The organism is Pseudomonas sp. NPDC096950, from assembly GCF_044762525.1.
GTDB lineage: Bacteria > Pseudomonadota > Gammaproteobacteria > Pseudomonadales > Pseudomonadaceae > Aquipseudomonas.
In genome coordinates this window covers 141,601-162,409 of sequence record NZ_JBIWEL010000012.1, presented here as the reverse complement: position 1 = coordinate 162,409, position 20,809 = coordinate 141,601, and the positions used below count along the sequence as shown (strand labels likewise).

The 20,809-nt window shown below is 60.1% G+C and carries 18 protein-coding genes; 9 read left to right on the top strand and 9 right to left on the bottom strand.

The annotated features are described in order from the left end of the window. Positions 1–8: 8 nt before the first annotated feature. Entirely contained in the window at positions 9–3,458 is a 3,450-nt protein-coding gene (mfd, locus tag ACIQY3_RS19500; RefSeq protein ID WP_403022285.1) for a transcription-repair coupling factor, read from the bottom strand. Positions 3,459–3,822: 364 nt separating this feature from the next. Between mfd and ACIQY3_RS19495 the strand changes: the two genes are divergently transcribed. Further along, positions 3,823–5,286 (top strand): glyceraldehyde-3-phosphate dehydrogenase, encoded by a 1,464-nt coding sequence (locus ACIQY3_RS19495; RefSeq protein WP_123512271.1) that lies wholly within the window; start codon positions 3,823–3,825, stop codon positions 5,284–5,286. Between the two features lie 174 nt (positions 5,287–5,460). Here ACIQY3_RS19495 and ACIQY3_RS19490 read toward each other — a convergent pair whose 3' ends face one another. Beyond that, entirely contained in the window at positions 5,461–6,762 is a 1,302-nt protein-coding gene (locus ACIQY3_RS19490) for an MFS transporter (RefSeq protein WP_403022282.1), read from the bottom strand. 440 nt (positions 6,763–7,202) lie between these two features. Between ACIQY3_RS19490 and ACIQY3_RS19485 the strand changes: the two genes are divergently transcribed. Further along, a complete protein-coding gene (locus tag ACIQY3_RS19485; RefSeq protein WP_403022349.1) occupies positions 7,203–8,147 on the top strand; it encodes an FAD:protein FMN transferase in 945 nt (314 codons plus the stop codon). A gap of 207 nt (positions 8,148–8,354) precedes the next feature. Next, positions 8,355–9,749, top strand: coding sequence for a Si-specific NAD(P)(+) transhydrogenase (gene sthA, locus ACIQY3_RS19480; protein WP_007907752.1), 1,395 nt, complete (start codon positions 8,355–8,357; stop codon positions 9,747–9,749). Between the two features lie 42 nt (positions 9,750–9,791). Here sthA and ACIQY3_RS19475 read toward each other — a convergent pair whose 3' ends face one another. Together ACIQY3_RS19475 and ACIQY3_RS19470 are read right to left on the bottom strand one after the other, a co-directional pair. After that, positions 9,792–10,514: a glycerophosphodiester phosphodiesterase family protein gene (locus tag ACIQY3_RS19475; protein WP_123403413.1), complete on the bottom strand. Its 723-nt coding sequence runs from the start codon at positions 10,512–10,514 to the stop codon at positions 9,792–9,794. A 13-nt stretch (positions 10,515–10,527) separates the two neighbouring features. Continuing rightward, positions 10,528–11,118 (bottom strand): PilZ domain-containing protein, encoded by a 591-nt coding sequence (locus ACIQY3_RS19470; RefSeq protein ID WP_403022279.1) that lies wholly within the window; start codon positions 11,116–11,118, stop codon positions 10,528–10,530. A gap of 85 nt (positions 11,119–11,203) precedes the next feature. On the opposite strand from ACIQY3_RS19470, the gene ACIQY3_RS19465 reads away from it, so the two are divergent. From ACIQY3_RS19465 to ACIQY3_RS19455, 3 genes are all read left to right on the top strand, one after another. After that, the gene (locus ACIQY3_RS19465) at positions 11,204–12,454 is read left to right on the top strand and encodes a lipoprotein-releasing ABC transporter permease subunit (RefSeq protein WP_403022277.1); all 1,251 of its coding nucleotides are present in this window, start codon (positions 11,204–11,206) and stop codon (positions 12,452–12,454) included. Positions 12,455–12,461: 7 nt separating this feature from the next. Then, on the top strand, positions 12,462–13,145 hold the full coding sequence (gene lolD, locus ACIQY3_RS19460) for a lipoprotein-releasing ABC transporter ATP-binding protein LolD (RefSeq protein ID WP_403022275.1): 684 nt from the start codon (positions 12,462–12,464) through the stop codon (positions 13,143–13,145). A gap of 66 nt (positions 13,146–13,211) precedes the next feature. After that, complete coding sequence (locus tag ACIQY3_RS19455) at positions 13,212–14,456, top strand: lipoprotein-releasing ABC transporter permease subunit (protein WP_403022273.1); 1,245 nt, start codon at positions 13,212–13,214, stop codon at positions 14,454–14,456. Between the two features lie 122 nt (positions 14,457–14,578). Here ACIQY3_RS19455 and ACIQY3_RS19450 read toward each other — a convergent pair whose 3' ends face one another. Together ACIQY3_RS19450 and ACIQY3_RS19445 are read right to left on the bottom strand one after the other, a co-directional pair. Further along, positions 14,579–15,928, bottom strand: coding sequence for a heavy metal sensor histidine kinase (locus tag ACIQY3_RS19450; protein WP_403022271.1), 1,350 nt, complete (start codon positions 15,926–15,928; stop codon positions 14,579–14,581). Next, entirely contained in the window at positions 15,928–16,608 is a 681-nt protein-coding gene (locus ACIQY3_RS19445) for a heavy metal response regulator transcription factor (protein WP_403022269.1), read from the bottom strand. Before ACIQY3_RS19445 ends, ACIQY3_RS19450 begins: the two co-directional genes overlap by 1 nt. 172 nt (positions 16,609–16,780) lie before the next feature. On the opposite strand from ACIQY3_RS19445, the gene ACIQY3_RS19440 reads away from it, so the two are divergent. Together ACIQY3_RS19440 and queF are read left to right on the top strand one after the other, a co-directional pair. Then, the gene (locus ACIQY3_RS19440) at positions 16,781–17,302 is read left to right on the top strand and encodes a plastocyanin/azurin family copper-binding protein (protein WP_403022267.1); all 522 of its coding nucleotides are present in this window, start codon (positions 16,781–16,783) and stop codon (positions 17,300–17,302) included. 61 nt (positions 17,303–17,363) lie between these two features. Beyond that, positions 17,364–18,194, top strand: a complete 831-nt coding sequence (gene queF / locus ACIQY3_RS19435) for an NADPH-dependent 7-cyano-7-deazaguanine reductase QueF (protein WP_403022265.1) — start codon at positions 17,364–17,366, stop codon at positions 18,192–18,194. Positions 18,195–18,366: 172 nt separating this feature from the next. Here the strand turns inward: queF and ACIQY3_RS19430 are convergent, their stop codons facing one another. Then, on the bottom strand, positions 18,367–18,630 hold the full coding sequence (locus ACIQY3_RS19430) for a DUF4404 family protein (protein WP_403022263.1): 264 nt from the start codon (positions 18,628–18,630) through the stop codon (positions 18,367–18,369). A gap of 109 nt (positions 18,631–18,739) precedes the next feature. After that, a complete protein-coding gene (locus tag ACIQY3_RS19425; RefSeq protein ID WP_403022261.1) occupies positions 18,740–19,360 on the bottom strand; it encodes an HAD family phosphatase in 621 nt (206 codons plus the stop codon). Positions 19,361–19,559: 199 nt separating this feature from the next. Here ACIQY3_RS19425 and ACIQY3_RS19420 point away from each other — a divergent pair, with 199 nt between their 5' ends. Further along, the gene (locus tag ACIQY3_RS19420) at positions 19,560–20,249 is read left to right on the top strand and encodes a VacJ family lipoprotein (protein WP_054615602.1); all 690 of its coding nucleotides are present in this window, start codon (positions 19,560–19,562) and stop codon (positions 20,247–20,249) included. Between the two features lie 62 nt (positions 20,250–20,311). Here the strand turns inward: ACIQY3_RS19420 and ACIQY3_RS19415 are convergent, their stop codons facing one another. Continuing rightward, entirely contained in the window at positions 20,312–20,611 is a 300-nt protein-coding gene (locus ACIQY3_RS19415; RefSeq protein WP_054054242.1) for a PilZ domain-containing protein, read from the bottom strand. Positions 20,612–20,809: the final 198 nt, after the last annotated feature.

The following is a 20,809-nucleotide window of genomic DNA, read 5'->3' as shown; positions in this document are numbered from 1 at the left end:
GGCGTCCTTCAAGCAGTTTTCGGGAGGAGGCGCTCAAACAGCGCCTCTACAGTATTAAAGCGCTCTTCCGGGCGCTCCATCGGCACCATGAACTTGAACATCGTGGCGCCTTCGAATTTGTAGCGTTTGGGTTGGCTCTGGATCAGTTTGATCAGCGTCAACGGGTCGACCGGCGTCTGGGCGGCGAACTCGATTCGGCCACCTTGCGGGCCGCCGTCGACTTTCTTGATGCCCAGTTGTTCGGCCTGCAACTTCAGCAGGGTGATGCGTACCAGATTCTTGGTCGGCTCCGGCAACAGGCCGAAACGGTCGATCATCTCCACTTGCAGGTCCTTGAGACCTTCTTCGTCGGTGGCCGAGGCGATGCGTTTGTACAAAATCAAACGGGCGTGAACGTCCGGCAAGTAGTCTTCGGGAATCAACGCCGGTACGCGCAAGTTGACTTCCGGGCCGCCGCCGAGCGGCTGGTCGAGGTTCGGTTGTTCGCCCTTGCGAATCGACTTCACCGCGCGCTCGAGCATTTCCATGTACAGCGTGAAACCCACGGCTTGAATCTGTCCGCTCTGACCGTCGCCCAGCAGTTCGCCGGCGCCACGGATTTCCAGGTCGTTGGTGGCGAGCACGAAGCCCGCGCCGAGGTCCTGGGTGTTGGCAATCGCTTCCAGGCGCTTTTCCGCATCGCCGGTGATTTGCTGGCGCGGTGGCGTGAGCAGGTACGCGTAAGCCTGGTGGTGACTGCGACCGACCCGGCCGCGCAACTGGTGCAACTGCGCCAGGCCGAACTTGTCGGCACGCTCGATGATGATGGTGTTGGCGCTCGGCACGTCGATGCCGGTCTCGATGATGGTCGAGGCAATCAGCACGTTGAAGCGCTTGTGGTAGAAGTCGCTCATCACCTGTTCGAGTTCGCGCTCGCGCATCTGCCCGTGGCCAATGCCGATCCGAGCTTCCGGCACCAGTTCGGCGAGGTCGGCAGCGCATTTCTCGATGGTCTTGACGTCGTTGTGCAGGTAGTACACCTGCCCGCCCCGCAGCAACTCACGGAGCAGGGCTTCCTTGACCGTGCTTTTGTTCTGCTCCATGACGAAGGTCCGCACCGACAGGCGTCGGGCCGGCGGCGTGGCGATGATCGACAGGTCGCGCATGCCCGATACTGCCATGTTCAGCGTGCGCGGAATCGGCGTGGCGGTCAGCGTCAGGATGTCGACTTCACTGCGCAGGGCCTTGAGCTGTTCTTTCTGACGGACACCGAAGCGGTGCTCTTCGTCGATGATCACCAGCCCGAGGTTTTTGATTTTTACATCGTCGGACAGCAGCTTGTGCGTGCCGATCACGATGTCGATCTTGCCTTCGGCCAGCTCAGCGATGGCGGCATTCACTTCCTTGGTCGACTTGAACCGGCTCATCACTTCCACGCTCACCGGCCAGTCGGCGAAGCGGTCGCGGAAGCTGTTGTAGTGTTGCTGGGCGAGCAGGGTGGTCGGCACCAGGATCGCCACTTGGCGACCGCCATGCACCGCGATGAACGCGGCACGCATCGCCACTTCGGTCTTGCCGAAACCCACGTCGCCGCAGACGAGGCGGTCCATTGGTTTCGGCGCGAGCATGTCGGCGCGCACGGCGTCGATGGTGGTTTGTTGATCCGGGGTTTCTTCGAACGGGAAGCCGGCGCTGAACGTCGCGTAATCGGCTTTCGGGTCGGCGAAGGCATAACCTTCGCGGGCGGCGCGGCGGGCATAGATGTCGAGCAATTCGGCGGCGACGTCGCGGACCTGTTCGGCGGCTTTGCGCTTGGCTTTCTGCCAGGTCTCGGAGCCGAGACGGTGCAGCGGGGCCAGGGCATCGTCGCTGCCGGTGTAACGGGCGATCAGGTGCAGGTTGGCTACCGGCACGTACAGCTTGGCGCCTTCTGCGTATTGCAGAGTCAGGAACTCGGCGGCCTGGTCATCGATTTCCAGGGTCGCGAGACCAAGGTAGCGGCCGACGCCGTGATCGATGTGCACCACCGGCGCGCCTTCGCGCAACTCGGTGAGGTTCTTGATCACTGCATCGTTATTGCCGTCGGCGCGTTTTTCCCGGCGACGACGCTGCATCACCCGTTGCCCGAACAATGGGCTTTCCGCGATCAATGCCAGGGCTGGATCGTCCAGCATCAAGCCTTCGTCCAGCGGCGCAATGGTGATCGCCAGGCGATCCTTGCCGGCGACAAAGTCCGGCCAGCTATCGACGGTTTTCGGGCGCAGCTTCAGGCGTTCGAGCAATTCCAGCAGCACTTCACGACGGCCCGCCGACTCGGCGGTAAACAGCACGCGACCGGGGAATTCGTCGAGGAAACCGGCCAGCGCAGCGAGTGGCTGCGTGGCCTTGGCTTCGATCGCCAGGTTCGGCAACAACTGCGCCGGGAAGCGTTCGCGGCCAACGCCGGTTTCCACGTCTTGTTGGCTGGCCACTACGCGCGGCCAGTTTTTCAGGCGTGCGAAGCAGTCTTCCACCGGCAGGAACAGCTCGGCCGGTGGCAATAACGGACGGGAAGGATCGACACGGCGCTCTTCATAGCGATTGCGTACGTCGTTCCAGAAATTCTCGGCGGCCTGTTCGATGCCGGGCAGGGAAAACACCTGGGTGTCTTGCGGCAGGTAATCGAACAGGGTCGAGGTTTCATCGAAGAACAGCGGCAGGTAGTACTCGATGCCGGCCGGTGTAATCCCGCTGCTCAGATCCTGAAAGATCGGGCAGCGGCGGAAGTCCACGTCGAATCGTTCGCGGAAGCGCGCCTTGAAGCGCGTGACCGCATCCTTCTGCAACGGGAATTCCCGCGCCGGCAGCAGGCGAACGGTGTCGACCTTGTCGATGGAACGCTGGTTGTCCGGATCGAACGTACGCAGGGTCTCGATTTCGTCGTCGAACAGGTCGATCCGGAACGGCAGTTTGCTGCCCATCGGGAACAGGTCGATCAGTGAGCCACGGACGGTAAATTCACCGTGCTCGTACACCGTATCGACGTAGCGATAGCCGCTGGCCTCGAGCCGGGTGCGCATCTGCTCTACGTCGAGCTTCTGGCCGACGTCCAGCACCAGGCTGCTGCCGAGCAGGAACTTGGTCGGCGCCAGGCGATGCAACGCCGTGGTGATCGGCACCACCAGCACGCCATGGGTCAGCTCCGGCAGCCTATATAAGCTGGCAATGCGCTGGGAGATGATGTCCTGGTGCGGCGAGAACAGGTCGTAGGGCAGGGTTTCCCAGTCGGGAAAATGCAGCACGGGCAAATCCGGGGCGAAGAAACTCAGCTCCTGTTCCAGCCGTTCGGCACTTTGGCTGTCGGCGGTCAGCAGCAGGGTAAAGCGCTTGGCAGCGCTGGCGGCCTCGGCGATGGCCAGGCTCAGGGCGGCACCGGGCAGGTTGCCCCAGTGCTGTTTACCTGCCGCGGCAGGGAGAAGCGGTAGACGCAGAACGGGCACGGAAGGTTGAGCTCCAAGCGTTGCGACAAAGTCGGTAATTGTAGCGGCCTCAGGTGCCGGCTGTCAGTTGCAGATATGTCTATTACGCGGGTTGGGCGAAATGTAGTGGTAAAGACAAAATCTGGCCGTTTTTCAGTGAAAAATGCCGATTATGTAGTGGCAAAACCAACCAGTGTTACGGATGGTTACGGACAAGGCAGCGCTACCTCCAAAAATTTGACTGCGCTGGAAGGCCCGTATTTACTGGGCTCCAGCGTGGCGTAATTTTTTTGAACGGAAATTTGTTACGGCTCGCACGACAGGCGCGCATTGCTACGAGAGGCACTCGGCGGCATAATGTAGCCCCTTTTTTCTGCCCCTACATATGTGGAAGGTTCCCGTGACTCAGAAGCCCGACCAGTGTCTTGGTGAATGGATCGACCGTGAAGCACTCGCAGAAGCGATGATTCCGCTTATCGGTCAGCTCTACCGCAATAACAACGTGGTGAGCTCGATCTATGGCCGCAGCCTGATCAATCGTTCAGTCATTGCGATTCTCAAAGCCCACCGCTTTGCTCGCCATCGCCAGTCCGACGACAGCGAACTGTCCGTCCACGAAACATTCCCGCTGCTCAAAGCCATGAGCGAGCTCAAGCTCGGTGCCGCTTCGGTCGACCTGGGCAAGCTGGCGGTCAAATTCAAGGCCGAAGGCAATGGCCGTACCGCCGAGCAGTTCGTCCGTGAAGAACTGGCCGATGTGGTTGGCCAGCAAAACGTTGCCGCGCGCAAAGGCACCGACGTTGTCCTGTACGGCTTCGGTCGTATCGGCCGTCTGCTGGCACGCATCCTGATCGAAAAAACCGGTGGTGGCGACGGCCTGCGTCTGCGCGCCATCGTGGTCCGCAAGGGCGCCGAGAACGACCTGGTTAAACGCGCCAGCCTGCTGCGTCGCGACTCGGTCCATGGTCCATTCGATGGCACCATCACCATTGATGAAGCCAACAACACCATCACCGCCAACGGCAACCTGATCCAGGTTATCTACGCGAAGAACCCGACTGAAGTGGATTACACCCAGTACGGCATCAAAGACGCGCTGCTGGTGGACAACACCGGTGTATGGCGTGACGCCGAGGGCTTGGGCCAACACCTGGCTTGCCCGGGTATCGACCGCGTTGTGCTGACCGCGCCTGGCAAAGGCAAGCTGAAGAACATCGTTCACGGCATCAACCACGGCGAAATCACCGCTGATGACAAGATCGTTTCCGCGGCGTCCTGCACCACCAACGCCATCGTGCCGGTGCTCAAGGCAGTCAACGACAAGTTCGGCATCATCAACGGTCACGTTGAAACGGTTCACTCGTACACCAACGACCAGAACCTGATCGACAACTTCCACAAGGGCGATCGCCGTGGCCGTAGCGCCGCGCTGAACATGGTAATCACCGAGACCGGTGCTGCTACCGCTGCTGCCAAGGCTCTGCCTGAACTGGCCGGCAAGCTGACCGGTAACGCGATCCGCGTTCCGACGCCTAACGTGTCGATGGCCATTCTCAACCTGAACCTTGAGAAAGCCGCCACCCGTGAAGAGATGAACGATTACCTGCGCTACATGGCGTTGCACTCCGATCTGCATAAGCAAATCGACTACGTCAACTCGCAGGAAGTGGTGTCCACCGACTTCGTTGGCTCGCGCCACGCAGGCGTAGTGGATGCTGAAGCGACCATCAGCCAAGACAACCGCGTTGTTCTGTACGTTTGGTACGACAACGAATTCGGTTACAGCTGCCAGGTAGTGCGCGTGATGGAAGACATGGCCGGGGTCAACCCACCTGCATTCCCGCGCTAAGCTTTAGCTTCAAATGAAAACGCCCCGACTTTGGTCGGGGCGTTTTTGTTTGTGGCGTTTGTCTGCTGCGGGTGTGTTGTCTGGGTGGGCCTCTTCGCGAGCAAGCCCGCTCCCACATTGGATTAGTGTCGTTCACATAACCAGTGTGGGAGCGGGCTTGCTCGCGAATGCGATCTAACTGGCGCCACCCACCACAGCCGCTTGCGCAGTCCGCAGTTCATGCTTGTTGCCACGGAACAACACCAGCGTTGCGATCAACCCCAGCACTGCCGCGCCACTGAGCCAGATCCCCGGTGCAGCCTTGTTGTCCAGCACGTGGATCAGGTAGGTGCAGGCCGCCGGTGTGAAACCACCGAAGGTTGCGGTCGCCAGGCTGTAGGCCAGGGAGAAACCGGTTGTACGAACTTCGACCGGCATGATCTCTGTCAGGGCTACCACCATGGCGCCGTTGTACGAGCCATACAGGAACGACAGCCACAACTCGACGATCAGCAGATGGCTGAAGCTCGGGTTTGCCACCAGCCACGACAGGGCAGGGTAGGCGGTCAGGATCGCCAGAATGGTCGCCGCCAACAGTAGGGGTTTGCGCCCGATCTTGTCGGACACAGCCCCCATCACCGGCAGCCAGAAGAAGTTCGACAGGCCGATGCACACGGTGACCAATAGCGCATCCAGATCGGACAAGTGCAGTTCGGCTTTACCGAAGGTCGGCGTGTAGGCCGTGATCAGGTAGAACGACACGGTGGTCATGACCACCAGCGCCATGCCGGCGATGACAATGCCGAAGTTCTGACCGACCGAACGGATGATTTCCTGCAGGGTGGGACGATGTTTCCGCGCCTGGAACTCCGGAGTTTCTTCCAGTGAGCGACGAATCACGAAGATCACCGGCACGATCATGCAGCCGATCAGGAATGGTACGCGCCAGCCCCAGTCACCCATTTGTTCCGGGCTGAGCCAGTGGTTCAAGCCCACCCCCAGCAAACCGGCGAACACCACGGCGGCCTGTTGGCTGGCGGATTGCCAACTGACGAAGAAGCCTTTGCGGCCCGGGGTCGAAATCTCGGCCAGATACACCGACACACCGCCCAGTTCCACGCCCGCCGAGAAGCCTTGCAGCAGGCGACCGAACAGCACGATAAGCGGCGCAGCGACGCCCAGCGTGGCGTAACCCGGCACGCAGGCAATCAGCACCGTACCGGCAGCCATCAGGGCGAGGGTGATGATCAGGCCTTTGCGGCGGCCATGGCGGTCGATGTAGGCGCCGAGGAAAATCGCGCCCAGTGGACGCATCAGGAACCCGGCGCCGAATGTGGCCAGGGACAGCATCAGGGAGGCGAATGCGCTGTCGGCAGGGAAGAAGGTCTTCGCAATGGCCGTGGCGTAAAAGCCGTAGACCATAAAGTCGAACATCTCAAGAAAATTACCGCTGACAACGCGAAAGATCGCTTTGCCTTTGCCCGTATTCGAGGACATTTTAACGCTCTCACTTTGGCTGTCTTATTGGAAATCCCTGGTCTTGACGCTTCCTGGCTGTCGGCCTCAAGCACGCAGGCACACACCGAACAGTTTTGTAACGATATGTGTATGAAGATAGATAGGCAACCACTAGTTAGGCTGCTGCTTAAACGTTATAGCCATTAGCCGGCATGAATCGCGGACTGGAGTGAATTAGCAGGCAGGGGCAACACAGATCAAATTGTGGGAACGGGCTTGCTCGCGAAAGCGGTGTGTCAGGCAATATCAATGTCACCTGGCACACCGCCTTCGCGAGCAAGCCCGCTCCCACAGTTGTATCGCATAATGGCGGCCTTGACGCTGTGTCAGGGGTTTCAAGGGAGCTCAGATTGTTAAAGCAAAAGGGTTTTTTTCTGGTCCTGTACGTCGTGTTATCCGGCTGCGGCAACGGCGATTCCATGGAAAGCTTCGGCGGCCCGACCATGGGCAGCACCTATTCGATCAAGTACGTCCGCACACAGGGTTTGCCTGCGCCGAAAGCGGTACAGGTCGAAGTCGAAAAAATCCTTGCCGATGTCGATCGGCAAATGTCCACCTACCGCAGCGACTCGGACATCGAGCGCTTCAATGATCTGCCCGCCAATCGCTGTCAGACCATGTCCGCGCCGATCCTCGAATTGGTGCGTGTCGGCGAACAACTGTCGCTGCAAAGCGAAGGCTCCTACGACCTGACGGTTGAACCCTTGATGAACCTTTGGGGTTTCGGCCCACAGGCCCGGGAGGAAAAAGTCCCGAGCGCTGAAGCACTGGCCAATGCCATGCAGCGAGTCGGCCACGCACACCTGCGCATCGACGGTGATCAACTCTGCAAGGATGCCGCGGTCGAGGTTGACTTCAACAGCATCGCCGCCGGCTACTCGGTCGACACCATCGCCGCCAAGCTCGACAGCATGGGCATCCACAACTACCTCGCCGAAGCCACTGGCGAACTCAAGGCCGCCGGCAAGAAGCTCGATGGCTCGCCGTGGAAAATTGCGTTGGAAGAACCGAGGGACGATCAGCAAGTGGCCGAACGCATCATCAATGTCGACGGCTACGGCGTCTCCACTTCCGGTGACTACCGCAATTATTTCGAGCAGGGCGGCCGGCGTTATTCCCACACCTTCGATGCCCGCACCGGTGCGCCGATTACCCACAACCTCGCCTCGGTGACGGTGATTAATCCTTCAACCCTGATGGCCGATGGACTATCGACGCTGTTGCTTATTCTCGGTCCGGAGCGGGGTTGGGGCTACGCGGAAAAACACAACATCGGTGCATTCTTTGTGATTCGTGCCGATACAGGTTTCGTCACACGGACCAATCAGGCTTTTGAGCGTCTCAGTGGCGGCAAAACCGAATGATTACGGCGATCCGAGCATTGAAGACTGGCGTTGTAGCGCAGGCAAAAGTAGCCTACGACGCGACCAAGGGTTAATGTGCGCGGCGTTGACGCTTCTATAGACTGTGTCCGGGTTCTGCACTGGCCCCAAATTGTTCCTTCACGCCGCAGATCGGCGTGATTTAGCCGCAGGTGCCGATGGCGCCGCGGCCTGTTCTGAGGAGTACGCATGGCTGTCTACAACTACGACGTGGTGGTGCTGGGTTCCGGCCCGGCAGGAGAAGGCGCGGCAATGAACGCCGCCAAAGCAGGGCGCAAGGTGGCGATGGTCGACAGCCGTCGCCAGGTCGGCGGCAACTGCACCCACCTGGGCACCATCCCGTCCAAGGCATTGCGTCACTCGGTCCGGCAGATCATGCAGTTCAACACCAACCCGATGTTCCGGGCCATTGGTGAGCCGCGTTGGTTCTCGTTCCCGGACGTGCTGAAAAGCGCAGAAAAAGTCATTTCCAAACAAGTCGCCTCGCGCACCGGCTACTACGCCCGTAACCGCGTCGACGTGTTCTTCGGCACCGGCAGCTTCGCCGACGAGCAAACCATCGAAGTGGTGTGCGCCAACGGCGTGGTCGAGAAACTGGTGGCCAAGCACATCATCATCGCCACCGGCTCGCGTCCTTATCGCCCGGCGGACATCGATTTCCATCACCCGCGTATCTACGATAGCGACACCATCCTCAGCCTCGGCCACACCCCGCGCAAACTGATTGTTTACGGCGCAGGCGTGATCGGTTGCGAATACGCGTCGATCTTCAGTGGCCTGGGTGTGCTGGTCGAGCTGGTGGACAACCGTGGTCAGTTGCTGAGCTTCCTGGACTCGGAAATTTCCCAGGCCCTGAGCTATCACTTCAGCAACAACAACATCACGGTTCGCCACAACGAAGACTACGACCGCGTCGAAGGCGTGGACAACGGCGTGATCCTGCACCTCAAGTCGGGCAAGAAGATCAAGGCCGACGCCTTGCTCTGGTGCAACGGCCGCACGGGTAACACCGATCAGTTGGGTCTGGAAAACATCGGCGTGAAGGTCAACAGCCGTGGCCAGATCGAAGTCGACGAAGCCTACCGCACCTGCGTACCGAACATTTACGGCGCCGGTGACGTGATTGGCTGGCCAAGCCTGGCCAGTGCCGCCCACGACCAGGGCCGTTCGGCCGCTGGCAGCATCGTCGATAACAACAGCTGGCGCTTCGTGAATGACGTGCCGACCGGCATCTACACCATTCCGGAAATCAGCTCGATCGGCAAGAACGAGCAGGAGCTGACCCAGGCCAAGGTGCCGTACGAAGTGGGCAAGGCGTTCTTCAAGAGCATGGCGCGTGCGCAGATCGCCGGCGAGCCCCAAGGCATGCTGAAGATCCTGTTCCACCGTGAAACCCTGGAAGTGCTGGGCGTTCACTGCTTCGGCTATCAGGCGTCGGAGATTGTTCACATCGGCCAGGCGATCATGAGCCAGCCGGGTGAATTGAACACCCTGAAATACTTCGTCAACACGACGTTCAACTACCCGACCATGGCCGAAGCCTATCGGGTAGCGGCGTACGATGGCCTCAACCGGCTTTTTTGAGCGGCTCCGGCCGGTGGCCTGAGCCGGCCGGGGAGACCGATTTCAGCAATTCTCGAGCGTGGCAGTGGCCAAACCGGGAAAGTCTGTAATCAGGCTGTCAACGCCGAAGTCGGCGAGTCTGCGCATCAGCGCGGGCTCGTTGACTGTCCATACCGACACATGCAGCCCCTGACGCTGCGCCTTCTGCAGGCGTTCCGGCGTACACAGGGTCCAGTTCAGCGCCAGAATCTCACAGCCATAGCTTTGCGCGACCTTCAACGGGTCGAGCCAGGCGTACTCGGCCACCAATCCGCGGGACACGTCCGGCACCAGGTCCAGCGCGGCTTTCAACACTTCGCGAGAACTTGAGGTGATGGTCACCTTGTCCAGCAGGCCATGACGCACCGCCATTTCACGAATCGCCAGCACGGTGGTTGCCGCGCGGGTGCGTGAAGCGCTTTTGACTTCCAGTTGCCAGTGCTCGAAATCGCATTTCTCGAACAGTTCTTCCAGCGTCGGAATCGGGCACGGTTTGATCCAGCCCGGGCCGCCCTTGCGGGCGTCGTAGGTCACGAGATCCTTTGCGGTGTGCTCGACCACTTTGCCACGCCGGTCGGTGGTGCGCTTGAGCGTCGGGTCATGGATGACCATCAGCTCACCGTCCATGGACAGGTGCAGGTCCAGTTCGCAACGGCGCACGCCGTGCTTGAGACATTCCTGAAAACTGGTCAGGGTATTTTCCGGTGCTTCGCCTTTGGCGCCGCGATGGCCGTAGATGAGGGTCACGGTTCTTCCTTAATTAAATGCCTGATTCGTTTTGTTCGCGGGCCAGGCGTCGTTCCTGGGCCTGCTTTTGCAAGATGTAGCGGGCAAGCAACTGGCGCTGGGCATCAGTCGGGTATTCGAACTCGGTGCCGACGTCGTAGCCGTCGCCCTTGCGATCGCAGTGGGTGACCCTGGCGCGCAGCAACAGACCCAGCGCTTGCGGCATCAGCACCAGTTTGACCGACAGGTGTGCGCCGACCGCAATCGGTGTCGGGTGCTGAAAGTCGATGCCGCCCTCGGAAATGATCACCGGTTGCGGTTCACCGATCTGCCCGAGCACGGTCAGGGCGACCACCTGGCTGAGCAGGTCGATGCGTTTGTTCTGGGATTTCAAGAATGCCGCAATCGCCCGGTCGCGCTCACTGATCTGGCGCAACAGGTGCTGCGACTCGAATTCGCTCAGGTGCAGTTCGCTGAGCAGGTTGAATAGCGGGGAAGCATCCTGCAACACTTCCTGACCTGCGGCTTCGGGAGCAGACAGGGTCCGAATTTCCAGTGCGATCGTGTCCTCGATACGGTGGTATTCGCGGCGATCTTCTTCATCTAATGTCGACCAGGCGCACACATGGTAGCTGCGGTGGTCTGAGTGTAAAGCTGGTTACCGACCCCCGCCACAAGGACGTTCCTTTTCCCTCCGAACAAGCCCCGACATGTTCAGACCTCTCTTCGTATTTATTGGCACGCGTTATACCCGTGCAAAGCGTCGCAATCATTTTGTGTCGTTCATTTCCCTGACTTCGATGATCGGGCTCGCCCTTGGCGTGGTCGTGATGATCGTCGTGCTGTCGGTCATGAACGGCTTCGATCATGAGATGCGCACCCGCGTGCTGGGCATGGTGCCCCACGCGACCATCGAGTCCGGTGAACCGATCAGCGACTGGCAAAGCCTGGCCGCCAAGGTCAAGCAGAACCCGCAGGTGACGGCCGTTGCGCCGTTCACCCAGATGCAGGGGCTGCTGACCAACAACGGCAAGGTGTCCAAGGTGTTGCTCAATGCCATCGACCCGGCGCTGGAGCGCCAGGTCTCGATCATTGATAACTTCATGCAGCAGGGTAAACTCGACGACCTGACCCCCGGCAGCTTCGGCATCGTCATCGGCGATAAGGCCGCGGCCAAGCTCGGCGCGTCAATTGGCGACAAGCTGACGTTCGTTGCGCCGGAAGTCACTGTGACCCCGGCCGGGATGTTCCCGCGCATGAAACGCTTTACCGTGGTCGGCATCTTCCATGTCGGCGCCGGTGAACTGGACGGCTACCTGGGCGTGACCAATCTGCAGGATCTGGCCCGGCTGCATCGCTGGAAACCGGATCAGGTCCAGGGCATCCGCCTGAAGTTCGACGACCTGTTCCAGGCGCCGCGCGTGGCATGGACCCTCGCCCAGCAACTCGGCGAAGACCATTACTACGCCCGCGACTGGACCCGCACCCACGGCAACCTGTATCAGGCGATCCGTATGGAAAAAGCCATGATCGGTCTGCTGCTGTTGCTGATTGTTGCCGTGGCGGCCTTCAACATCATCTCCACGCTGGTGATGGTGGTGAACGACAAGAAGGGCGACATCGCGATTCTGCGCACCCTTGGCGCCACGCCGGGTTCGATCATGGCGATCTTCATGGTCCAGGGCACGGTCATTGGTGTGGTCGGTACGCTGATCGGCGCCGTGGTCGGGATCTTCGCCGCGCTGAACGTCAGCGCCGCGATCTCGGCCCTCGAAGGGCTGATCGGGCATAAATTCCTGAACGCCGACGTGTACTTCATTGATTACCTGCCGTCGCAAGTGCAGAGCCAGGACGTGTTGATGGTCTGCGCCGCCGCGTTGGTACTGAGTTTCCTCGCCACCCTGTATCCAGCCTGGCGTGCCGCGCGCACCCAGCCTGCGGAGGCGCTACGTTATGAGTGAGTCGGGCATGAGTGAAAAAGCAATCTTGAGCTGCCGCAATCTGGGCAAATCCTACGAGGAAGGCCCGGAGTCGGTAGAAGTGTTGGCCAGTCTGCAACTGGAGCTGCATCCGGGTGAGCGTGTGGCGATTGTCGGCACTTCGGGTTCGGGCAAAAGTACCTTGCTCAACCTGCTGGGTGGCCTCGATACGCCAACCAAGGGCAGCGTCTGGCTCGACGGCGAAGAACTTTCGGCCTTGAGCGAGAAGAATCGTGGCTTGCTGCGTAACCGTTCCCTCGGGTTCGTGTACCAGTTCCACCACTTGCTGCCGGAATTCACCGCACTGGAAAACGTCTGCATGCCGCTGCTGATCGGCAAGACCGCGATCCCGGAAGCGCGCCAGCGTGCCACCGCGTTGCTGGAGCGGGTAGGGTTGGGGCATCGCCTGCAGCACAAACCGTCGGAGCTGTCCGGTGGCGAACGCCAGCGTGTGGCCATCGCCCGTGCCCTGGTGAACAACCCGGGCCTGGTGATGCTCGACGAGCCGACCGGCAACCTCGACTCCCATACCGCTCAAGGCATTCAGGATTTGATGCTGGAACTCAGCACCTCGATGCGCACCGCGTTCCTGGTGGTGACCCACGACATGAACCTGGCCCGCCAGATGGACCGCGTCCTGCATTTGCAGGAAGGTCGCCTGACGCCCATCTGATCGGCCCAAACCCGGCGTGACTGAAAAGTCCGTCGGGTCTTTTATTTTTATACGGTGCCCCAGCGAATGTTCAGACCGTTATCGATCTTTATCGGCGCGCGCTATACCCGCGCCAAGCGCCGCAATCGCTTTGTATCCTTCATCTCGATGACCTCGATGATCGGCCTCGCCCTGGGCGTATTGGCGATGATCGTGGTGCTCTCGGTGATGAACGGTTTCCAGCGCGAAATGAGCTCGCGCATCCTCGGCATGGTGCCCCACGCGACCATCGTCGGCGTGAACCCGATCGACGATTGGCAGCCCGTGGCCGCCGCCGCGATGAAAAATCCTGAAGTGACCGCCGCCGTGCCGTTCACCGAAATGGAAGGCATGCTTTCTTATAAAGGCTCGATGCAGCCGATCCAGGTCAGCGGTATCGACCCGGCGCAAGAAGGCAAAGTCTCCATCGTCGCCCAGCACATCGTGCAAGGTCGTCTGGATGACTTGAAGCCTGGCGAGTTTGGTGTGGTGGTCGGCGAGATCACCGCGCGGCGCTTCCGCTTGAACGTCGGCGACAAAATCACCCTGATCGTGCCGGAAGTCAGCAGCGCGCCGGGTGGCATTACCCCGCGCATGCAGCGACTGAATGTGGTCGGCGTGTTCAAGGTCGGCGCCGAACTGGACGGTTCGATGGCGTTGATCCACATGGCCGACGCCGCGCAAATGCAGCATTGGCAGCCGAACCAGGTGCAGAGCGTGCGCCTGGCGGTGAAGGATCTGTACGCGGCGCCGAAGGTGTCGAACGACATTGCCAACGGCCTCGGCACGGCTTACAAGGCTGATGACTGGACCCACACCCAAGGCAGCCTGTTCAGCGCGATGAAAATGGAAAAAACCATGATCGGCCTGCTGTTGCTGATGATCGTCGCGGTGGCGGCGTTCAACATCATCGCCACCCTGATCATGGTCGTGAATGACAAGGGCGCGGACATCGCGATCCTGCGCACCATCGGCGCGACACCGCGCCAGATCATGACGATCTTCATGGTGCAGGGCACGGTGATCGGGATTGTCGGCACCTTGATCGGCGGCGTATTGGGCGTGATCGCGGCGTTGAACGTCAGTGAGCTGGTGGGTTGGCTGGAGCGGGTGACCGGGCAGCACATCTTCAGTTCGGACGTGTACTTCGTCAGCAACTTGCCGTCGGAATTGCAGGGCGGGGATGTGTTGTTGATCTGCTCCGCCGGGTTCATCTTGAGCTTCCTGGCGACGGTTTACCCGGCGTGGCGGGCGGCGAAGATCGAGCCGGCGCATGCGTTGCGGTATTCGTAAGCCGTTACACCGCTTTCGCGAGCGAGCCCGCTCCCACATTGGACCGAGTTGAGCCACAGATTTGTGAACTCAAACCCCTTGTGGGAGCGGGCTTGCTCGCGAAGGGGCCGGCCCTGCTGGCCTCAATCCTTCTTGGGCAACTCAATCACAAACCGCGTCCACCCATTCGCCGATTCGCAACGAATCTGCCCCCCATGGGCACGAATGATCGACTGCGTAATCGCCAACCCCAGCCCCGCATGCTCGCTACTGCCTTCCTGACGCGCCGGATCAGCCCGATAGAATCGGTCGAACAAACGCGGTAGCAGCGCCTCAGCAATCCCGTCCCCACTGTTCTCAACCACCAGGCTCAAACCTTTGGGCTGATCGCCAATCCGCACCCGAACCTCCCCGTTGGCCGGCGTAAACCGCAACGCGTTATCCAGCAGATTGGACAGCGCCCGGCGCAGCATGCTGCGATCGCCCTCCATCTGCGCGCTGCCATCGCAGCTCAGCTTCACCTGAGCGTCCTCGGCCAGCGGCGCGAAGAACTCCAGCAACACATCCACTTCCTCCGCCAGTTCCAGCGGTTCACGCTTGGGCATCAGCAAGCCGTGATCAGCCTTGGCCAGGTACAACATGTCGTTGACCAGTTGCGCCATCCATTGCAGTTCTTCGAGGTTGCTGTGCAACGCCTCGCGATAATCCTCGATCGGGCGGGGGCGGGTGAGGGTGACCTGGGTGTGGGTCAGCAGGTTCGACAGCGGCGTGCGCAGTTCATGGGCGATGTCGGCGGAGAACGCCGAGAGCCGCTGAAAAGAGTCGTCGAGCCGCCCGAGCATGGCGTTGAAGTTGTGGGCCATTTCCGCAAGTTCTGGCGGCATGTTCTCCACCGGCAACCGTGCGTTGAGGGATTGTGCCGATACGCCACTGGCCACCGCGCTCATGCGTCGCAACGGGCGCAGACCGCTACGCGCCGCCCAGGCGCCGAGCAGGGCGGTGGCCAGGGCCGAGAGGCCGACGGTCAGCCAGATCAAGTGCTGCATGCGTTGCAGGAAGTGTTGGTGATGTGTGATGTCCAGCAACAGCGTGAGTTGCGGCGAGTCGGGTTTGTCGAGGAACAGCGGGGCGTTGAGGACGCGATAGTCGGTGCCATTTTCGTTTACGGTCGACAAGCCGAGTTTCTGCGGGAGCTGCTTGGGCAATCGAATGGAACTGTCATACCAGCGCTGGCCATCGCTGTCGGTAATGCGCAGCGACAAATCGGCCTGTCGGCTCAACTCGTCTTGCAGTTTGACTTCGCTTTCACTGGATTGAAGGTCGTGCAGCGCCCGGCGCAAGCCGATCAGCTTGCCATCCAGCAACTGCTGATCGAGTTCAACGAAATGCGCTTCGCTGGCGCGACTGAACAGCACCCCGGCAAACAACGACACTACCGCGGTGCAGGCGGCAAACAGCAGGGCCAGGCGATTGCTCAAGGACAGTCGGCGCATCAAGCGTCACGCTCTTCGAGCACGTAGCCCATGCCGCGTACGGTGTGGATCAGTTTGTTCGGGAAGTCATCGTCGATCTTCAGCCGCAGCCGCCGGATCGCCACTTCGATGACATTGGTGTCGCTGTCGAAATTCATGTCCCACACCTCGGAGGCGATCAGCGATTTGGGCAGGACTTCACCTTGCCGACGCAGGAGCATTTCCAGCAGGGCGAATTCCTTGGCAGTCAGATCGATCCGTTGACCGTTGCGCTCGACCCGGCGGCGGATCAGGTCCAGGCGCAAATCGGCCAGTTGCAGGGTGGTCTCCTGAGGCGTGGCGCTGCCACGGCGCAACAGGCTGCGGACCCGAGCCAGCAATTCAGAGAACGCGAAAGGTTTGACCAAATAATCGTCGGCGCCCAGTTCGAGGCCGTGAACCCGGTCCTCCACCGCGTCACGGGCGGTCAGGAACAGGACCAGCGTGTCGAGGCCAGCACCGCGCACCGCTTGCAGAATCTGCCAGCCATCGCGGCCGGGCAGCATCACGTCGAGGATCAACAAGGCGTAATCGCCGGTCAGCGCCAGTTGTTGGCCGATGCTGCCGTCAGCCACCAGTTCGGTATTGAACCCGGCCTCGGTCAGGCCCTGGCGCAGGTAATGGCCGGTTTTCGCTTGGTCTTCGACGATCAGCAGTTTCATGGGTAACTCTGTTTAAAAAATAGCTCTGGGCAAATGGAACGGACGCTTTATACCGTGGAGCCCACCGGTGCAGGCCAACCTGACAAAGTTGTAATCTGCCTGTCAGGTTGTGGGCAGGCGTGTCAGTTTAGAGTTTTCCACAGGCTGAACCTTATCTTGTTGGAGTACGACTATGTTTTTGCGCAATCGTCTGGTGCTGGGCGCGTGTTTGCTGGCGCTGAGTTTTGGGCTGGAGGCGTCCCCCGCGCAGACCTACGAGTTCGGTCAACCGGCCCCGGCGGCCAAGGCCGGTCGCAGCGTGGAAGTGGTGATGGGCGATATGTCCTTCGATCCGCAGACCATCGATATCAAGGCCGGTGAGACGATTCGTTTTGTGCTGGTGAATAAAGGCCAGTTGCTGCACGAATTCAACCTCGGCGACGCGGCGATGCATGCCGCGCACCAGCAGGAAATGTTGAAGATGCAGCAAAGCGGCATGCTGACGCCTACAGCAATGAAGGAAATGGACCACGGTTCGATGGCCGGGATGGATCATGGAATGAAGCATGACGATCCTAATAGCGTGCTGGTGCCACCGGGCCAGACCGCCGAGCTGACCTGGACGTTCTCCAAGGCCACGCAGTTGGAATTCGCCTGCAACATTCCCGGTCACTACCAGGCGGGGATGGTCGGCAAACTGACTGTCAGTCAGTAAGCACTCAAAGGCGGGCGCAAAGGCTGATAGAATCCGCTGATTCTTCAGTCAGGTTTCCGCCATGCATCCCGCAGCCGAACATTCGCCGCTGGGCAAATCCAGCGAATACATCGCCACTTACACGCCGTCCTTGCTGTTCCCGATCCCGCGCACCGCGAAATGGGCCGAGCTGGGCCTTACGGCGGACACCCTGCCGTATAAAGGCGTGGACTTCTGGAACTGCTTCGAGCTGTCGTGGCTGCTGCCGTCGGGCAAGCCCGTGGTGGCGATCGGTGAATTCAGCATCCCGGCGGATTCGCCGAACATCATCGAATCCAAGTCGTTCAAGCTGTACCTCAATTCCCTGAACCAGACACCGTTCGCCGACACCGCGAGCCTTGAAGCCACGCTGGTGAAAGACCTGTCGGCGGCCGCCGGCAAACCGGTCGGCGTGCGGATTCGCAGCCTGAAGGATGTCGAAGCGGAAGGTGTCGTGGCCTTGCCCGGCGTGTGCATCGATGAGCTGGACATCAGCGTCAGCAACTACGAGCACCCGCGTCCGGAACTGCTGCGTTGCGACGATTCGCGGATTGTTGAAGAGAGCGTGCACAGCCATTTGCTCAAATCCAATTGCCCGGTCACCAGCCAGCCGGACTGGGGCAGCGTGGCGGTGGAATACCGTGGCGCAGCGCTGGATCACGCGAGTTTGCTGGAATACATCGTCAGCTTCCGCCAGCACTCGGACTTCCATGAACAATGTGTGGAGCGGATCTTTCTCGACCTGCAACGCTTGCTGAAACCGGAGAAGTTGACGGTGTATGCGCGGTATGTGCGGCGGGGTGGGCTGGATATCAACCCGTATCGCAGCACTGAAGCGGTGCAACTGCCGAACCATCGTTTGGCCCGCCAATAAAGAACCCCCTGTGGGAGCGAGCCTGCTCGCGAAGAGGGCGTCACATTCAATACTAATGGTGAATGACACTCCGCTTTCGCGAGCAGGCTCGCTCCCACAGGGATGGCATTGCAAATTCCGGATATGAAAAAGCCCCGCTATCACTAGCAGGGCTTTTTTGCATCTGGCAGGCTCAGATCCCGATATTGCCCAACGTTTGCACAATGTTGCGCAAGGTGCCGGCAATGGCGGGGTGTTCGAGTTCAAAGCGTTCGACGGCCAGGTTTACGCCGTCGGCGAGGTTGGAGTCCTTGGTTTTGGTTTCCAGCTCAAGCTCGAGTTCGATCTGTTGCATCAGGTCGTGCAGATTTTGGCGCTCGTCTTCATTGAGCGGCGGATTCTGTTCCAATTGCTCGCGCAGGGTATTGAGCTGTTCTTGCAGTTCGCGGGCAGGCATGGCGTTCTTCCTTTTATCGATAGGCACTGGCATAGACCGCAGCAGCGCGCCAAAGGTCTATGGCTGACCTTTAGATTAATCCACTCACGGGCAGCCTGCATGATCTCTGTCAGGGCTTTTCGCCCTTGAGTCGGCGCAGACTGATGTCCGCCAGGCAGGTGTCGAGCTCTCCTAGGTGATCGATCACCGAATGCACGCCCAGGCCAAACAGCTGCACCGTTGCCTTGCCGCGCAGCTGTTCACGGTCCTTTTGACTCAAGGCTTGCCATTCATTCGGCGCCAGCCCACACAGTGAACCGCAGGACGCCAGGCCGATGGTCCACAACCCGGCATTGAGCCCGGCTTGCAGCAATCGCGGCTCGCCGCTGACCAGCACGCAACCGTCCAGACGCTCGACGTTCAACGCCATCAAGGCTTGCCAGCAGGCGTTCGGGGCCGGCCATGGATTGTTTGTTGCTGGATGTTGCGAAGGTTTGATCCACGCCGGCAGGCCTGCGGCCAGGGTGTGACTGAGGGCAGGGGGGAGTTCATCGAGCCATGCGCAAGGAATCTGTAACCGCTGCAAACTGCGCAGGCTGTCCAGGGCGCCGGGGGTGACTTGGGCATGTTCGGCAGTGGGCTCGCCGGGCTGGCGCGTGCGGGCACCGAAATCCACCAGGCAACCACTGAGGCCGAACAGCACGGCGGTCAGGCTGGGTGCGGCGTCGGGCAAAGCTTCGGCATGCGGCATATCAACGTCCCTGAAATAGCGACAAGGCTATGGGAGGACGGTGACAGTTGAGTGACATTGATGTGAATCGCTCCCAGTCTTTCTGCAACTTCCGAAGGCCGACTCGTACGGTGCTGCCTAAACCTGAGTTTCCGTCTTATACTAGCCGCCTTTACGCTTGGGCCGCGCGCCCGCGCCTGTACAATCCAAGGAGTTTTCTATGCGCTGGAGCAATCAACTCGCTCAGCTATGTGTGTGTGCCAGCGTGTTGCTGGTTCCGTTTGCCGCCCAGGCGGCTTCGGAAGATGATCCTTGGGAAAGCGTCAACCGCCCGATTTACCAGTTCAACGACTTCGTCGATACCTACGCACTGAAGCCCATTGCCCAGGGCTATGAGTTCGTGACGCCGCAGTTCGTGGAAGACGGTATCCACAACATGTTCCGCAACGTCGGTGATGTCACCAACCTTGCCAACAACATCCTGCAGGCCAAACCGGCCGCCGCAGGCGTCGATACCGCGCGACTGATTTTCAACACCACCTTCGGCGTGCTGGGCTTCTTCGATGTGGGCACCAAGATGGGCCTGCAACGCAGCGATGAAGATTTCGGCCAGACCCTCGGCTACTGGGGCGTCGGCAGTGGCCCGTACGTGATGCTGCCACTGCTCGGCCCAAGCACCTTGCGTGATGCGCCGTCCAAGCTCGTCGACAGCTACACCGGCCCGTACCGTTACATCAACGACGTGCCTGTGCGTAACTCGGTATTCGGCCTGAACATCGTTGACACCCGCGCCAGCCTGTTGTCGGCCGAGAAGCTGATCAACGGCGACAAGTACATCTTCATCCGCAATGCCTACCTGCAGAACCGCGAATTCAAAGTCAAAGACGGCCACGTCGAAGACGATTTCTGATTTCCGGGCGGTAAAACGAAGAAGGCGGCCATTTGGCCGCCTTCTTCGGTTATGGATCCCGGTTATTTCATCTTCAAGATTGTAAGCCCGAGTTTCTGGCTGCTACCGTCCTGTTCCTTCACCCACACCACTTCGGTGTCGGCCTCAAGCCCCTTGAGGGCCGCGTGATCGGAATCGATCCGCACGCTCAGTCGGTCCCCGACCTTGAACAAGCGCGGCGCCTCCACCTGCATGCCACTGCTGGAAAGGTCGATGCAGACGGCTGGCACCTCATCGCCCTCGTGAATCAACGAGACATCGGCATCGACCCGCATGCGGATGAAATCGCGCTTTTCGCTGTAGTCCCGATCGGTTTGACTCATGGGCTCGATCCTTCCATTAGGTTCCGGTTTTAGCTGTTCTTATAACTCCCGGTGATTTGAGAAGTAAAGACGTCAAGCGACCATCGGCGTGAGCTTGAAACGCCCCGCGGATGGGAGTACCGTCTGCGCCTTAGAAGGGCACCTCTGGTGGACCTGTGTGTAGGGCAAACGCTCGAAAACGGTGCAACAGAGAGGCTA

What these genes read in the sequence shown, in the direction of transcription:
- ACIQY3_RS19495 (WP_123512271.1), top strand. Translation starts at nt 3,823, where the DNA reads ATGTGGAAGGTTCCCGTGACTCAGAAGCCCGACCAGTGTCTTGGTGAA.
- ACIQY3_RS19490 (WP_403022282.1), bottom strand. Translation starts at nt 6,762, where the DNA reads ATGTCCTCGAATACGGGCAAAGGCAAAGCGATCTTTCGCGTTGTCAGC.
- ACIQY3_RS19485 (WP_403022349.1), top strand. Translation starts at nt 7,203, where the DNA reads ATGGAAAGCTTCGGCGGCCCGACCATGGGCAGCACCTATTCGATCAAG.
- sthA (WP_007907752.1), top strand. Translation starts at nt 8,355, where the DNA reads ATGGCTGTCTACAACTACGACGTGGTGGTGCTGGGTTCCGGCCCGGCA.
- ACIQY3_RS19465 (WP_403022277.1), top strand. Translation starts at nt 11,204, where the DNA reads ATGTTCAGACCTCTCTTCGTATTTATTGGCACGCGTTATACCCGTGCA.
- lolD (WP_403022275.1), top strand. Translation starts at nt 12,462, where the DNA reads ATGAGTGAAAAAGCAATCTTGAGCTGCCGCAATCTGGGCAAATCCTAC.
- ACIQY3_RS19455 (WP_403022273.1), top strand. Translation starts at nt 13,212, where the DNA reads ATGTTCAGACCGTTATCGATCTTTATCGGCGCGCGCTATACCCGCGCC.
- ACIQY3_RS19450 (WP_403022271.1), bottom strand. Translation starts at nt 15,928, where the DNA reads ATGCGCCGACTGTCCTTGAGCAATCGCCTGGCCCTGCTGTTTGCCGCC.
- ACIQY3_RS19445 (WP_403022269.1), bottom strand. Translation starts at nt 16,608, where the DNA reads ATGAAACTGCTGATCGTCGAAGACCAAGCGAAAACCGGCCATTACCTG.
- ACIQY3_RS19440 (WP_403022267.1), top strand. Translation starts at nt 16,781, where the DNA reads ATGTTTTTGCGCAATCGTCTGGTGCTGGGCGCGTGTTTGCTGGCGCTG.
- queF (WP_403022265.1), top strand. Translation starts at nt 17,364, where the DNA reads ATGCATCCCGCAGCCGAACATTCGCCGCTGGGCAAATCCAGCGAATAC.
- ACIQY3_RS19430 (WP_403022263.1), bottom strand. Translation starts at nt 18,630, where the DNA reads ATGCCTGCCCGCGAACTGCAAGAACAGCTCAATACCCTGCGCGAGCAA.
- ACIQY3_RS19425 (WP_403022261.1), bottom strand. Translation starts at nt 19,360, where the DNA reads ATGCCGCATGCCGAAGCTTTGCCCGACGCCGCACCCAGCCTGACCGCC.
- ACIQY3_RS19420 (WP_054615602.1), top strand. Translation starts at nt 19,560, where the DNA reads ATGCGCTGGAGCAATCAACTCGCTCAGCTATGTGTGTGTGCCAGCGTG.
- ACIQY3_RS19415 (WP_054054242.1), bottom strand. Translation starts at nt 20,611, where the DNA reads ATGAGTCAAACCGATCGGGACTACAGCGAAAAGCGCGATTTCATCCGC.